Below are 14,473 nucleotides of genomic sequence, written 5' to 3' on the forward strand. Positions count from 1 at the left end.
TTGCTGGAGAGGGGCGGTTCGGCGCTGCGGCTGCACCACCCCTTTCCAAGCTGCGCTAGCCAGCAAGCTGGCAAGCTGCGGTATCCTCTCCCCTATCCAGGGGAGAGGGTCAGCGGTTCTTCAGCACCTCGGCCAGCGTCGAGCCGAGTTCGCTGGGGCTCGCCGCGACCTTAATGCCGGCGGCTTCCATCGCCGCGATCTTGTCTTCGGCGCCGCCCTGGCCGCCCGAGACGATTGCCCCGGCATGGCCCATGCGACGACCCGGAGGCGCGGTGCGACCGGCAATGAAGCCTGCCATCGGCTTGCTGCGGCCCCGCTTTGCTTCGTCGCGCAGGAATTGGGCGGCTTCTTCTTCGGCCGATCCGCCGATCTCGCCGATCATGATGATCGACTTGGTCTCGTCATCGGCCAGGAACATCTCGAGCACGTCGATGAAGTTGGTGCCGTTGACCGGATCGCCGCCGATGCCGACCGCGGTGGTCTGGCCAAGGCCGGCATTGGTGGTCTGGAACACCGCCTCATAGGTGAGCGTGCCCGAGCGCGAGACGACGCCGACGCTGCCCTTGGAAAAGATGCTGCCCGGCATGATGCCGATCTTGCACTCGCCCGGCGTCAGCACGCCGGGGCAGTTCGGGCCGATCAGCCGCGACTTCGAACCCGACAGCGCGCGCTTGACCTTGACCATGTCGAGCACCGGAATGCCCTCGGTGATCGTCACGATCAGCGGGACTTCGGCGTCGATCGCCTCGAGGATCGAATCGGCGGCAAAGGGGGGCGGCACGTAGATCACGCTGGCGGTCGCGCCGGTCTTGGCGACGGCCTCGGCGACGGTGTCGAACACCGGCAGGTCGATATGCGTCGTGCCGCCCTTGCCCGGCGTGACGCCGCCGACCATCTGCGTGCCATAGGCAAGCGCCTGCTGGGTGTGGAAGGTGCCGGTTTCGCCGGTCATCCCCTGGGTGATGACCTTGGTGTGCCTGTCGACGAGAATGCTCAAGGGTAGGTTTCCTTCAATACAGCGGAAAAACGGGCCGCGCCGAAGCGCGTGTGCGAAAGGGAGAATATCACGTGTCGATCACCTGATCGGCCTTGAGCGCGATTCCCGCGACCTGCGGCACCCCGAGCATCGGGCTGGCGGTGGCGAGGAACGAGAGTTCGAAACTGTCCTGACCCTTGGCCATGCCGGGTTCCCAGGTGGTGCGCGCGAGCGCGGACTGGTCGACCGATTGGACCGGCTCACGGCCGATCCAGGCGGTGACGGTGGCGGGCGCGATGCGGCGCGGTTCGTCGGCATCGTAGAGGCGGCAACCATTGACGGTGCGCCCTTCGAGCGTGACCCCCGACAGCACCAGATACACCAACTCGCCGGCGATCTCGCGCTTGAACATCGATGAAGGGCGCATCGTACCGCCGCCTTTCTTGACGAAATCCGCAGCAGCGGTCTCGCTGAACCGCATCAGCCCGGCAAGTGGGGTGGCGGCGGGATCGGCGAGCTTGGTCCAGCCCGTGGAAGTCGCCCGGCGTTCGGTGCCGGCTAGATCGCGCAGGTTCGAGCAGGTGGCGCGGAAGGCGTCGAGCACCGGTGTCGCCGGATAGGCGGCGGCGGCCGCCGCCACGCCCTGCGCGCTCGCCGCGCCCACGGGGCGGAGCGAGCCGGCGGCCAGCACCATCACGATCGCAGCCGCGCCGCCGAAGCGGCGCGACGTCGATACGGTCAAGCGAGCGCGGGTTCGATGCCCTTGCATGCGACGACCAGCTCCTTCACGGCTTCGACTGACACGTCGAAATTGGCGCGTGCGGTTTCGTTGAGTTCGATTTCGACGATGCGCTCGACGCCGTTGGCACCGATCACGATCGGCACGCCAACATAGAGATTGTCGACGCCGTACTGGCCGGTCAGGTGCGCGGCGCAGGGCAGCAGGCGCTTCTTGTCCTTCAGGAAGCTCTCAGCCATCGCGATCGCCGACGAGGCGGGCGCGTAATAGGCGCTGCCGGTCTTGAGCAGACCGACGATCTCGCCGCCGCCCGAGCGCGTGCGCTGCACGATCGCATCGATCCGCTCCTGCGTCGACCAGCCCATCTTGATGAGGTCGGGGACGGGGATGCCCGCGACGGTCGAATATTCGATCACCGGCACCATTGTGTCGCCATGGCCGCCGAGCACGAAGGCGGTGACGTCCTGCACCGACACGTCGAATTCCTCGGCGAGGAAATGCTGGAAGCGTGCGCTGTCGAGCACGCCGGCCATGCCGACGACCTTCTGGTGCGGCAGGCCGCTGAATTCGCGCAACGCCCAAACCATCGCGTCGAGCGGGTTGGTGATGCAGATGACGAAGCTGTTGGGCGCGTGCGCGGCGATGCCTTCGCCGACTGCCTTCATAACGCCGAGGTTGGTCTTTAGCAGATCATCGCGGCTCATGCCGGGCTTGCGCGCGATGCCGGCAGTGACGATGCAGACATCGGCGTCGGCGATGTCCTCGTACGAGTTCGCGCCCTTGAGCTTGCTATCGAAGCCTTCGACTGGGCTCGACTGCGACAGGTCGAGTGCCTTGCCCTGCGGCAGCCCCTCGGCGACGTCGAACAGGACGATGTCGCCCAGTTCCTTCATGGCGGCGAGATGGGCGAGCGTGCCGCCGATCATGCCGGCGCCGATCAGCGCTATCTTCTTGCGAGCCATCAGGGTCTCCCTCGTCCGTCGTTCAATGTCACGAATTCGCCGGGCGAAATCGCATTGGGCCTTCGCCTACCGGGTTTGCCGCGATGGGGCAACCGCCAAACTGCGCGGGTTACGGGTTTCTTTGCACTTGCGAATGATGTGCAATAAGGTGCGATGGAGTGGTATCAAAGCGCGTCCGGTTATTCGGACGCGCCGTGGCCGAGCTCCATATACGCCTCGGAACGCATTTCGTTCAGTCGGCTCGCAGTGCGCTCGAACTCGAACGCGCCGTCGCCGCGGGTGTAGAGATCGTCGGGCTCGGCATCAGCCCCCGCCAGCAGCTTAACCTTCAATTCGTAGAGCGAATCGATCAGCGTGACGAAGCGTGCGGCCTCGTTGCGGTTCTCGGGACCCAGGCGCGGGATGCCGACGATGATGACGGTGTGGAACTTGCGCGCGATCGCAAGATAGTCGGGCGCGCCGCGGGCCTCGCCGCACAGCCGCTTGAAGCTGAACACGCCCACCCCTTTGAGGCATTTGGGGACGTGCATCGTGCGGGTGTCGCCGATCTCGACCTCGCAGGTCGGAACATGCGCGCGGTCCTCGACCGCGAAATCGGTCAGGCGGAAGAACGCCGCCGACAGCGCCTGCGTCGTCTGGGTGCCGTTGGGGGTGAGCCAGGTGTCCATCCGCCCGAGCCGGTCGCGCCGATAGTCGGTAGGGCCGTTGAGCGGGCGCACGTCCATTCGCGCCTCGATCAGATCGATGAAGGGCAGGAAATGCTCGCGGTTGAGGCCGTCCTTGTAGAGATCGGCGGGCGGGCGGTTCGAGGTGGCGACGACGGTAAGACCGCGCTCCATCATCGCGGTGAACAGCCGCGAGAGCACCATCGCGTCGGCCGAATTGTTGATGACCATCTCGTCGAACGCGAGCAGCCGGGTTTCGCCGACGAGGGCGGCGGCGACCGGCGCGATCGGGTCGCCGCTTTCCTTGGCGCGCTCGGCATGGATGCGCGCATGCACCTCCTGCATGAAGGCGTGGAAATGGACGCGGCGTTTGCGGCGGACCGGGACGTGATCGTAGAACAGGTCCATCAACATCGATTTGCCGCGCCCGACGCCGCCCCACAGGTAGACGCCCTTGGGCGGTTCGGGGGCACGACCGAGCATCCGCCACAACACGCTGCCGCGCTTGGGGGTGGCCGAGAGTTCGGTCGCGAGCGTGTCGAGCCGCGCAGCAGCGGCGGCCTGGTCGGGATCGCGCTTCAATTCGCCCGCGGCGATCAGCGCTTCATAGGCGGCGAGCACCTGGGTCATGCGCGGATGCTCCCCTTGCGCGCGGTGCAGGCGAAGCTGGCGATCGTCGTCCAGTCGCTGTCGTCGCCCTGCACCACCAGCCCGCGCACGAAGAACAACCGACCGGTTTCGCGCAGCATCTCGACATGCGCTTCGATCGGGCCGGTCGTATCGGCGCCGGCGATAAACTGGGTCGACAGGTCGACGGTCGAGGCGCCGCCTTCGCCCATTACCCCGAACGCGCGCGCCGCGGCGAACACCGCGACGTCGATGAAGCCAAGCAGCGCGCCGCCATGAACATGGTCGCGCAGGTTCGAATGCCGCCGTCGCGGCACCATCCGCACGCGTGCGATCGGCCCGTCGATCCGGGTCGAGATCGGTGCGAGGCTGGCGTTGAAGCGGGTGTCGTCGATCATTTCCCAGCGGTGCCAGCCGGGGAGATCGGGATCGGCGAAATAGCGAAAATGGGGGGAGGGGGAGTCAGCCAATCGGGGTCCGTTCGTGCGCGGCGGATGCGCTGCGTGGCGAGCGGGATAGCGGGTAGGGGGCTGCGGGCCAAGTGGGCCCCCGTTATCCTTCCCCGCAAGGGGAGGTGGCAGCCGAAGGCTGACGGAGGGGGAGGGACGCGGTGCGGTGTGGCATCTCCCACCAAGGTTACCCCATCCGCCCCCTCCGACACGCGCTGGCGCGCGCGCCACCTCCCCCTGGCGGGGGAGGACTGTTCCGCTCAGCACGTTACGAGTCTGGCATCAAAGAGCACAAGCGAGGCTTGTTTATCCTCCCCCCGCCAGGGGGAGGTGTCAGCCAGAGGCTGACGGAGGGGGAGGTAAGCGATGCCGGTCGTGGCTCACCACCACCGTCTCCCCATCCGCCCCCTCCAACGGGCGCTAGCCCGCCCGCCACCTCCCCCTGGCGGGGGAGGATTTACGCAGCATCATACTACGCGTTCGGCTTCCATCTTCTTGATCTCGGCGATCGCCTTGGCGGGGTTCAGGCCCTTGGGGCAGACGTTCGCGCAGTTCATGATCGTGTGGCAGCGATACAGGCGGAACGGATCCTCGAGCTCGTCGAGCCGCTCGCCGGTCATCTCGTCGCGGCTGTCGGCGAGCCAGCGATAGGCCTGGAGCAGGATCGCCGGCCCCAGGAACTTGTCGCTGTTCCACCAATAGCTCGGGCACGCGGTCGAGCAGCAGGCGCACAGGATGCACTCGTACAAGCCGTCGAGCTTGCTGCGATCCTCGGGCGACTGGAGCCGCTCCTTGCCCGAAGGCGGCGGGGTGACGGTTTGCAGCCACGGCTTGATCGACGAATATTGCGCGTAGAAATGGGTGAAATCAGGCACCAGGTCCTTGATCACGTCCATGTGCGGCAGCGGGGTGATGCGGATATCGCCCTTCACGTCCTCGATCGCCTTGGTGCAGGCCAGCGTGTTGGTGCCGTCGATGTTCATCGAGCAGGACCCGCAAATCCCCTCGCGGCACGAACGGCGGAAGGTGAGACTGGGATCGGCCTCGGCCTTCACCTTAATCAGCGCGTCGAGCACCATCGGGCCGCAATCGTCGAGATCGACCTCGAACATATCGTAGCGCGGGTTCTCGCCCGAATCGGGATCGTAGCGATAGATTTTGAGCTTCTTGACCCGCTTGGCGTCGGCGGCGGCCTTGTGGACCTTGCCTTCCTTCTTGATGACGCTGTTCTTCGGCAGGGTAAATGTGGCCATGATGCTCTCGTTCCTCGGTTCCTGACGAAGTGGGGTGTGGCCCCCCTCGTTCAAGCTTGGCGGTCAGATACATGACCGGCCGACATACGCAAATACCGCATGTCGGCCGTGCGATGCGTCACACCACGTCGAGCACTAGCCCCAGGTCGCGTGCCTCCTCGGCCTCAATGTACCAATTTTCGGGCGCGCGCTTGACCAGATCCTCGATCGCTACCTTCGATCCCTCGACGATCGCGCGAAAGCCCTCTTCCTCAATCAGGATCGAATGTTCGATCTCGTGCAGATTGGCCTTGAGCGTGGCGATGCAGGTCTTGAGCGGGCCGGCGATCTCGATCGTCTTGTTCATGATCCGCTCGTGGATCATGATCCGTGTGCCGCGCGTCAGGAAGCGCTTGTCGACCGGGAAGGCCGACATGAAAGTGGCGCCGGCCGAATAGACCGCGACCTTGCCGAGGAACAGGAATTCGCGGCCCTCGAATTCACGCAGCAGGCGAATGTCGTCGCCCATCAGCCGCGCGACCTCAGGATCGCCGCCTAGCGTCGAAATGGTGATGACGGTCGCGGTGTCCTTGGGCGCGACAGCCAGGCCGTCGCGGAACAGCGCGTACATGTCGTGATCGACCGGACCGCTGAGCGAAATATGCGGGCTGGCGAGCAGCGGATAGTCGTTGATCGCGGCGCGGCGCGACGTGTCTTCGGCGGTAGTGGCAGGCTGGGTCTGATCGGTCATGGGCTCCCCTTCAATGTCGGGCGGCGATGGGATGGAAAAAAGACGCGACGGTACGTCGGTCGTACGCGCCTTCGGAGAATCGAAAAGCAACGCCCACAGCACGACGCCGACGCCGATGACGCCAAGCGCCGCGAACACGGCGTACACGATGGCGTCGGCAACCCCGGCTTCCATCGCGTCCCGAACCGCATTCGCGGCGGATGGTTCCGGGGGAGGGGATGAAATATCGGGGAGGTAGCCAAAACCGGACCGGGAAACGGCGGGCTTAGATCTTCGTCTTGATACCGGCTTGCTTCAATATGGCGTTCGCGGTGTGGCGGGACATGATCTTGCCACGACCACGATCGATCGCAACTGATCGGGGCACTGCCAGATTTCGTGATCGCCCTTGCCCGCGCGTAGCCGTGCGCAGCCATGCTCGACGAGCAACTGCTTCACGCGATCGGTATAGCCCTGCACCATCGATCAGGCGGCGACGGCAAAATCACGTTCGTGGTGCGCGACGATGCGGATGCTGTGCGGGCCTTCGAGGCGCGCGACATCGGCAACCAGCGAGGCGTTCAAATCGAGCAGATCGGGCAACAGCCGTCCGATCTTTTCCGCCAGCGCTTCGAGCGTGGCTGCGTCGGCGGCGATGCCGGGGATGTCCGAATCGGCTACATACCAAACCCGAGCTTCGGGATCATATTCCGAACGGACCATCCACACGGTCATCGCCTTGTCCTTTGGTTCAGTCTCCGCGGATCAATATACCCGCTTCTTGGGCTTGATATACTCGATGTCGTCGGTGAGCGTATATTCGTGCACCGGGCGATATTCGATCGCGGTGGTGCCCCTCTTGCCGCCCCAGCCGTCGAAGCTGGCGACGGTGTGCTTCATCCATTCGGCGTCGTGCCGCTCGGGGAAGTCCTCGTGCATATGCGCGCCGCGGCTTTCCTTGCGGTTGAGCGCCGACCGAATCGTCACCAGCGCCTGGCCCATCAGATTGTCGAGCTCGAGCGTTTCGACCAGATCGGTGTTCCAGATCAGCGAGCGATCGGTGACGCTGACGTCCTGCAACCCGGCATAGATGGCGTCCATCTTGGCGACGCCCTCGGCCATCAGTTCGTCGGTGCGGAAGACCGCGGCATGGCGCTGCATCGTCTTCTGCATGTCCGAACGAAGCACCGCGGTCGGGGTCGCGCCCTTGGCGTTGCGGAAGTGGTCGAGGCGGCTGAGCGACAGATCGGCCGAATCCTTGGGCAGCGCTGCGTGCGGGGTGCCGGGCTTGAGGGTTTCTTTGATGCGCAGGCCCGTTGCGCGGCCGAAAACCACTAGGTCGATGAGGCTGTTCGAGCCGAGGCGGTTGGCGCCGTGCACCGACACGCACGCGGCTTCGCCCACGGCATAGAGGCCGGGGACGACCGAATCGGGGTTGCCGTCCTTGGGACGGACGACTTCGCCGTGATAATTGGTCGGGATGCCGCCCATATTATAATGGACGGTCGGCACCACCGGCAGCGGCTGGCGCGTCAGGTCGACACCGGCGAAGATCTTGCCCGTCTCGGTAATGCCGGGCAGCCGCTCGGCGAGCACCGCGGGATCGATATGGTCGAGGTGGAGGAAGATGTGATCGCCCTCCTTGCCGACGCCGCGCCCTTCGCGGATTTCCATCGCCATCGACCGCGACACGACGTCGCGCGACGCCAGGTCCTTGGCCGAGGGAGCATAGCGCTCCATGAAGCGCTCGCCCTCCGAATTGGTGAGGTACCCGCCTTCACCGCGCGCACCCTCGGTGATGAGCACGCCCGCGCCGTAGATGCCGGTCGGGTGGAACTGGACGAACTCCATGTCCTGCAGCGGCAGGCCGGCGCGCAGCACCATCGCGTTGCCGTCACCGGTGCAGGTGTGCGCCGAGGTCGCCGACTGGTACACGCGGCCATAGCCGCCGGTCGCCAGCACCACCGAATGCGCGCGGAAGCGATGGATCGAGCCATCGTCCATGCACAACGCGATGACGCCGCGGCATTCGCCATTTTCCATGATCAGGTCGAGCGCGAAATATTCGACGAAGAAATCGGCGTCGTACTTCAGGCTCTGCTGGTACAGCGCATGGAGCATCGCGTGACCGGTGCGGTCGGCGGCGGCACAGGTGCGCTGCGCGGGCGGGCCTTCGCCCATATTCTGCATCATGCCGCCGAACGGGCGCTGGTAGATCTTGCCCTCGGCCGTGCGGCTGAACGGCACGCCGGCATGTTCGAGCTCGTACACCGCCTGCGGCGCTTCGCGGCAGAGATATTCGATCGCGTCCTGGTCGCCCAGCCAGTCCGACCCCTTGACGGTGTCGTACATGTGCCAGGTCCAGTGATCGGGACCCATGTTGCCGAGCGACGCGGCGATGCCGCCCTGCGCGGCGACGGTGTGGCTGCGCGTCGGGAACACCTTGGTGATGCAGGCGGTCTTCAGACCCGCCTCGGCGATGCCCATCGTGGCGCGAAGGCCCGAGCCGCCGGCGCCGACGACGACGGCGTCATAGGTATGGTCGATGATCTTATAGGCTTCGGTCATGCGGAAACTGCTCCGGCGGCGAACGCCAGCTTGAGGATCGAGAAAATCGCGATCGCCCCCATGCCGATCGTGAAGAAGTTCAGCAGCACCATCAGCACCACGCGCGTTTCGGCATGGCTATAGTCCTCGATCACCACCTGGAGCCCCAGGCGGAAATGATAGAAGACGCTGAAGACCAGCAACAACATCGGAATCGCGGCCCAGGGCGAACCCAGCCACGCCGATACCGTCGCATGATCGAGCTGAGGTAGTAGCGCGAGCGACGCGATGAACCACAGCATTAGGGCCAGATTGCTGCCCGCGGTAACCCGCTGGTGCCACCAGTGATGCGTGCCTTCCTTGGCGGAGCCAAGGCCCCGGACGCGACCGATGCTCGTTCCCGATGCCATCTTACTTCCCCATGATCAGATAGGCCCACAGCGCCAGCGTCGCCAGGACCGAAACCACCATCGTCGCCTTGGCGCTTGCCTTGTTGCGATGGAGTTCGAAATTGGCGCCGGCATCCATGAACAGATGGCGCACACCATTGGCGATATGCTGGAACAGCGACCAGGTGAGCCCGATGCCGAGCACGTAACCGACGATGTTGGTGCGGCCATCGGCGAGCGTGAACCAGTCCATGAAGGCGGCATAGCTCGCCTCGCCCGCCGCAGCGGCGGCGAGCCAGCCGACCAGCAGCACGGTGCCGACGAGCGCCAGCCCGCTACCCGTCGCGCGGTGCAGGATCGAGACCAGCATGTGCGGGCCCCATTTCCAGATCGACAGATGCGGAGAAAGCGGGCGGTTCGTGGATCTTGTGGCCAAGGCGGGCTCCTTTTGCTTGGCAGCGCTAATGAAGCCGCGATGACCATGTTGCAAGACGGCATCTCGACCGTGGCTAACCCACTCTTAACGGATGGCGGCGTAGCAACGATCCGAGTGGCGCGGGGAACGCACAGGTAGAACGGCGAGCGGGGGCTGCATTTGTGAACGACAAGCACAAGGAGATGCCCGAACCGGGGGCATTGAGCGCGCAGGTAGAACTGGCGCGGCGGATGCGGCTGTTCGATCCCGACGGTACGATGGTGGGGGCTGCGCGCGGGGTGTGGGCGGTGCTCGAACCCAATGCGCGCGCGATCGCGGGCGAATATTGGCGCCACTGGCAGCGATCCTTCACCGATCATGGCGATTGGGCGCCGGTGGAGGGCGAAGCGATGATCGACGCGGGCGTCGCCTTCCTGCGCAATCGCTTCCTCGATTCGCAGGGACAGGCCTGGATCGAATCGATCGAACGATCGGTCGCCGCCGCCTATGCCGCCGACGTGCCGCCGATGGCGTTGGTGTCGATGGTCACCGCGTCGGACCGGTGTGCGCTTGGCTTCCTCCTGGCGGCGATGCCCGCCGATGATCCGCAGCTGGCCGCAGGAATCGACACGCTGATGCGGCTGTCGGCGATGGAGATCGAAATCACCGTCGCGATGTATCGTGCGCATGTAGAACACGGCAACGACCGCGCGCGCGAGCGGCTGGCTGGTGAGTTCCGCTCGAAGATCGGTGCGAGCCTCGAACAGGCATCGCGCGAGGGCGAAGCCTTACGCTCGCAGGCGATGGATACCTCGGCGGCGGCGCGCGGGATGCTGGGCAAGGCGAGCGAAGTCGCCGCCGCCGCCGAGCAATCGGCGGTCGCGATGCGCGAAGCCGCCGAAACCGCGGGCGGGCTGATCCGTGCGATCGAGGATGCGCGCAGCGAAGTCGAGGTGGCGACCGAGATCGCGACGCGCGCATCGGCGCAAGCGGGTGCCGCGGTCGAGACATCGGGGGTGCTATCTGACCATGCCAAGTCGATCGAATCGATCCTGGGGCTGATCCGCGAAATCGCCGGGCAGACCAATTTGCTCGCGCTCAATGCGACGATCGAGGCGGCGCGCGCTGGCGATGCCGGGCGCGGCTTTGCGGTGGTGGCGCAAGAGGTGAAGAGCCTGGCCAACCAGACCGCGCGCGCCACCGACGACATCGCCTACAAGATCGCGGCGATCCAGTCGGCGACGCGATCGACGGTCGATACCAGCGTGTCGATCCGCTCGACCGTTTCCGAAGTCCGGCAATCGGCCGAACGTATCCGCCAAGCGATGGAAGCGCAGGCGCAGACCGTGACCGCGATCACCGCCGCCGTAGACGAGACCGCGCTTGCCGCCGACACGATGTCGACGACGATCGCGACGATCCGCGAGGACACCGAGACCGTCGCCGAAGGCATCGACCAGGTCGGGCTGGGGTTTGCGGTGCTCGATGAACAATTGGGGACGCTGAAAAACAGCGCCGGCGAATTCGTGGCCAAGGTCGCGGCCTGATGGAGAGGACGTTGGATGGCAGGGAACGAACAGGCGCTGGGCCGCTGGAGCGGCACCGATCGCGGGATCGCCGAGCGGCTGCGCGAATATGACTGGGACGGCATCGTAATACCGACCGCGCACGAGGTGGCCGAGCTGCTTGCGGGCGAATATGACGCGATTTCGCAGGCATTCTGGCGGCATTATCTGGCGCTGCCGGCGTCGGCGCATATTCGCGACCGAACCGCCGGCGCGCGGATCGACACGCAGCGCCGGCGAAGCGCGCATTATGCGCATATCAAATATGCCGATCCCACCGGCGACGAATGGGTGACGATCGCGCGGCTGCATGCCGATGAATCGCAGGCGGTGGGGATTCCGCTGCCCGCCTTGCTGTCGGCGCTGGCGTTCGCGCACAGCGACACGCTGTGCCGGCTCGAGGCGAAGGTCGGGAACGATGCCGCGCGGATGCGGCGGCTGGGCGACGTCGTCCAGCGGCTGGCGCTGATCGAGGCCGACATCATGGCGACGCATCTGGGATTGAGCGACGCGCGGCAGGGGCGCGCGATGCGCCAGGCCAGTGCCGCGCAATTCCGCGACGGGATCGCCGAATCGATCGCCGAGGCGTCGGCGGCGGGCGACCGGATCCGCGCACAGGCGGTGTCGACCGCGGCGTCGGCGCGCGGGATGCTGGGCAAGGCGAGCGAAGTCGCCGCCGCCGCCGAGCAATCGGCGATGGCGATGCGCGAGGCTGCCGAAACCGCCGCGGGGCTGATCAGCGCGATCGAGGATGCGCGCTTCGAGGTCGATGCCGCGGGCGAAATCGCCAGCCGCGCATCGGTGCAGGCGAGCGCCGCGGTCGAGACGTCGGGTGCGCTGTCCGATCACACCAAATCGATCGAATCGATCCTGGGGCTGATCCGCGAGATCGCCGGACAGACCAACTTGCTCGCGCTCAATGCGACGATCGAGGCGGCGCGTGCGGGCGATGCGGGGCGCGGCTTCGCGGTAGTGGCGCAGGAGGTGAAAAGCCTGGCCAACCAAACCGCGCGCGCGACCGACGACATCGCGTGCAAGATCGCCGCGATCCAGTCGGCGACGCGATCGACGGTCGACAGCAGCGCGTCGATCCGCGCGACGGTGGCCGAGGTGCGCGACAGCGCGAGCCGGATCCGGCTGGCGATGGAGGCGCAGGCGCAGACGGTGACCGCGATCACCGCGGCGATCGACGAGACCGCGATGGCGGCCGATTCGTCGTCGCTGACGATCGAGGCGATCCGCCACGATACCGAACAGGTGACGGGCGAGATCGACCGGCTCGAAACCGAGGTCGCCGCGGCGAACGAGCGGCTGGTGACGCTGAAGGGCGCCGCCGACGCGTTTTCGAGTTCGGTCGCGGCGTAGGGGCCTCCCCTCCCTGGAAGGGACAGGTTGGGGGCGGGCGGCGTCCTGAGGTCACCGGAACCGACGACACCGGCGGAGGCGTGCCACGAGCAGTCGACCCACCCCCGGCCCCTCCCTTTCAGGGAGGGGAGAAGCAGGGGGAGTTTCCCCTTTCGCCATTTCGCCCTAAGCGGCGTCGCATGACCATTCACATCCTGCTCACCGGCGCGAGCCGGGGCATCGGTGCGGCGATTGCTGCCGCGTTCGATGCCGACCCCGGCGTCCGCACCGCCTGCCAATCGACCCGCGGCGCGCTTGCCGCCGACTTCGCCGATCCCGCCGCCCCCGCCGATCTTTGGGCGCGCGCGCTCGATAGCCTCGACGGGCGGATCGACGTGCTGGTGAACAATGCCGGGGTGTTCGAGGAATCGCCGCTCGCCGCCGATCACGCCGATTGGGTCGCCGCCTGGGAGCGGACGATGCGGATCAACCTGACCGCCAGCGCCGAATTGTGCCGGCTGGCGGTGCGCCATTGGCAGCAGGGCGGGCGCGAGGGGCGGATCGTCAACATCGCCAGCCGCGCCGCCTATCGCGGCGACAGCCCTGCGCACTGGCATTATGCCGCGTCGAAGGCGGGGATGGTCGGGATGACCAAGACGATCGCCCGTGGCTATGCGCGCGAGGGCATCCTGGCGTTCGCGATCTGCCCGGGCTTCACGATGACCGGGATGGCCGAGGATTATCTCGAAAGCCGCGGCGGCGATAAATTGCTCGCCGATATTCCGCTGGGGCGTGTCGCCCAGCCAGAAGAAATCGCGACGATGGCGCGCTTCTGTGCGCTCGAGGCGCCGGCATCGATGACCGGCGCGGTGCTCGACGCCAATGGCGCGAGCTATGTGCGATGAGCGATAGCTGGAAGATCACGCTGCCCTGCACCCGCGCCGAGGCCGAGGCGATCGATCCCGAGGGCGAGGCCTTTGCCGAATTCGGCGCGCCGCCGGTGCTGATGACCCGCGAGCTGACCGAGGATGATGTCGAGGATTGGGTGATCGAAGCCTATTTCCAGGACAAGCCCGGCGCGCGCGAGATCGCGGTGCTGCGCCGGCTGGTGCCGAGCGCGGCGGCGACCAAGGCCGCGCCCGAGCGGATCATCGAGGCCGATTGGGTGACGCTGAGCCAGGCGGGGCTCGATCCGGTGGTGGCGGGGCGCTTCTATGTCCACACCAGCGCCAATCGCGGCGACGTGCCGCCGGGCTTGCGCGCGTTTCATATCGAGGCGGGGCTGGCGTTCGGCACCGGGCATCACGAGACGACCACCGGCTGCCTGCTGACGCTCGAGGCGATGCGAAAGCGCGGGGCGGTGGTGCGCAACCTGATCGATGTCGGCACCGGCACCGGGCTGCTGGCGTTTGCCGGCATGCACTTATGGCCCAATGCGCGCGCGACGGCATCGGATATCGATCCGATCTCGATCGACGTGACGCGCGAGAATGCCGCCGCCAACGGCGTGAAGCTGGGGGTAGGGCCGGGGCAGCTGACGCTCGCGGTGGCGCCGGGGATGGCGCACAACAGCATCGAGCGGCGCGCGCCCTATGACCTGGTCTTGGCGAACATCATCGCTGCGCCGCTGATCGAGCTCGCCCCGGTGATCGCGGCGGCGGTGGCGCCGGGTGGGACGGTGGTGCTGGCGGGGCTGCTCGAGCGGCAGGCGTCGGCGGTGGCGCAGGCCTATCGCAGGCATGGGCTGCGGCTGGCGGGGAAGGTGACGTTGGGCGACTGGCCGACGCTGCGCATGGTGCGGCGGGCGATTCGGTAAACCATAATCCTCCCCCG

The 14,473-nt window shown here is 66.4% G+C and carries 16 protein-coding genes; 4 read left to right on the forward strand and 12 right to left on the reverse strand.

The genetic code is table 11. The annotated features are described in order from the left end of the window. Window positions 1-109 precede the first annotated feature (109 nt). From sucD to sdhC, 12 genes are all read right to left on the reverse strand, one after another. A complete protein-coding gene (sucD, locus tag OKW76_RS13985; RefSeq protein WP_265549462.1) occupies window positions 110-997 on the reverse strand; it encodes a succinate--CoA ligase subunit alpha in 888 nt (295 codons plus the stop codon). 67 nt (window positions 998-1,064) lie between these two features. Continuing rightward, window positions 1,065-1,718 (reverse strand): hypothetical protein, encoded by a 654-nt coding sequence (locus OKW76_RS13990; RefSeq protein ID WP_265549463.1) that lies wholly within the window; start codon window positions 1,716-1,718, stop codon window positions 1,065-1,067. Next, window positions 1,715-2,677 carry a malate dehydrogenase gene (gene mdh / locus OKW76_RS13995; protein WP_265549464.1) on the reverse strand — a complete coding sequence of 321 codons (963 nt, stop codon included), beginning with the start codon at window positions 2,675-2,677 and terminating at the stop codon, window positions 1,715-1,717. The genes OKW76_RS13990 and mdh overlap by 4 nt, the downstream gene beginning before the upstream one ends. Before the next feature lie 179 nt (window positions 2,678-2,856). After that, window positions 2,857-3,972 (reverse strand): cell division protein ZapE, encoded by a 1,116-nt coding sequence (zapE, locus tag OKW76_RS14000; protein ID WP_265549465.1) that lies wholly within the window; start codon window positions 3,970-3,972, stop codon window positions 2,857-2,859. Next, entirely contained in the window at window positions 3,969-4,439 is a 471-nt protein-coding gene (locus tag OKW76_RS14005) for a PaaI family thioesterase (RefSeq protein ID WP_265549466.1), read from the reverse strand. The genes zapE and OKW76_RS14005 overlap by 4 nt, the downstream gene beginning before the upstream one ends. A 446-nt stretch (window positions 4,440-4,885) precedes the next feature. Then, the gene (locus tag OKW76_RS14010; protein ID WP_265549467.1) at window positions 4,886-5,671 is read right to left on the reverse strand and encodes a succinate dehydrogenase iron-sulfur subunit; all 786 of its coding nucleotides are present in this window, start codon (window positions 5,669-5,671) and stop codon (window positions 4,886-4,888) included. A gap of 118 nt (window positions 5,672-5,789) precedes the next feature. Beyond that, entirely contained in the window at window positions 5,790-6,401 is a 612-nt protein-coding gene (locus tag OKW76_RS14015; RefSeq protein ID WP_265549468.1) for an ATP-dependent Clp protease proteolytic subunit, read from the reverse strand. Between the two features lie 294 nt (window positions 6,402-6,695). Beyond that, a complete protein-coding gene (locus OKW76_RS14020; protein WP_265549469.1) occupies window positions 6,696-6,839 on the reverse strand; it encodes a hypothetical protein in 144 nt (47 codons plus the stop codon). Between the two features lie 27 nt (window positions 6,840-6,866). Then, complete coding sequence (locus OKW76_RS14025; RefSeq protein ID WP_265549470.1) at window positions 6,867-7,115, reverse strand: DUF1902 domain-containing protein; 249 nt, start codon at window positions 7,113-7,115, stop codon at window positions 6,867-6,869. 30 nt (window positions 7,116-7,145) lie between these two features. Then, window positions 7,146-8,948, reverse strand: coding sequence for a succinate dehydrogenase flavoprotein subunit (sdhA, locus tag OKW76_RS14030; RefSeq protein WP_265549471.1), 1,803 nt, complete (start codon window positions 8,946-8,948; stop codon window positions 7,146-7,148). Continuing rightward, complete coding sequence (gene sdhD, locus OKW76_RS14035; protein WP_256506498.1) at window positions 8,945-9,337, reverse strand: succinate dehydrogenase, hydrophobic membrane anchor protein; 393 nt, start codon at window positions 9,335-9,337, stop codon at window positions 8,945-8,947. The genes sdhA and sdhD overlap by 4 nt, the downstream gene beginning before the upstream one ends. A 1-nt stretch (window position 9,338) precedes the next feature. After that, complete coding sequence (gene sdhC / locus OKW76_RS14040) at window positions 9,339-9,806, reverse strand: succinate dehydrogenase, cytochrome b556 subunit (RefSeq protein WP_322740096.1); 468 nt, start codon at window positions 9,804-9,806, stop codon at window positions 9,339-9,341. 128 nt (window positions 9,807-9,934) lie between these two features. On the opposite strand from sdhC, the gene OKW76_RS14045 reads away from it, so the two are divergent. The 4 genes from OKW76_RS14045 to OKW76_RS14060 all read left to right on the forward strand — a co-directional run bounded on the left by OKW76_RS14045 (window position 9,935) and on the right by OKW76_RS14060 (window position 14,456). After that, window positions 9,935-11,278 carry a methyl-accepting chemotaxis protein gene (locus OKW76_RS14045; RefSeq protein WP_265552989.1) on the forward strand — a complete coding sequence of 448 codons (1,344 nt, stop codon included), beginning with the start codon at window positions 9,935-9,937 and terminating at the stop codon, window positions 11,276-11,278. Between the two features lie 15 nt (window positions 11,279-11,293). After that, window positions 11,294-12,661: a methyl-accepting chemotaxis protein gene (locus tag OKW76_RS14050; RefSeq protein WP_265549473.1), complete on the forward strand. Its 1,368-nt coding sequence runs from the start codon at window positions 11,294-11,296 to the stop codon at window positions 12,659-12,661. Window positions 12,662-12,840: 179 nt separating this feature from the next. Beyond that, the gene (locus tag OKW76_RS14055; RefSeq protein ID WP_265549474.1) at window positions 12,841-13,545 is read left to right on the forward strand and encodes an SDR family NAD(P)-dependent oxidoreductase; all 705 of its coding nucleotides are present in this window, start codon (window positions 12,841-12,843) and stop codon (window positions 13,543-13,545) included. Further along, complete coding sequence (locus OKW76_RS14060; RefSeq protein ID WP_265549475.1) at window positions 13,542-14,456, forward strand: 50S ribosomal protein L11 methyltransferase; 915 nt, start codon at window positions 13,542-13,544, stop codon at window positions 14,454-14,456. Before OKW76_RS14055 ends, OKW76_RS14060 begins: the two co-directional genes overlap by 4 nt. The last annotated feature ends 17 nt before the right edge of the window (window positions 14,457-14,473 follow it).

Origin of the sequence: Sphingomonas sp. S1-29, assembly GCF_026167545.1 — a bacterium.
GTDB lineage: Bacteria > Pseudomonadota > Alphaproteobacteria > Sphingomonadales > Sphingomonadaceae > Sphingomonas.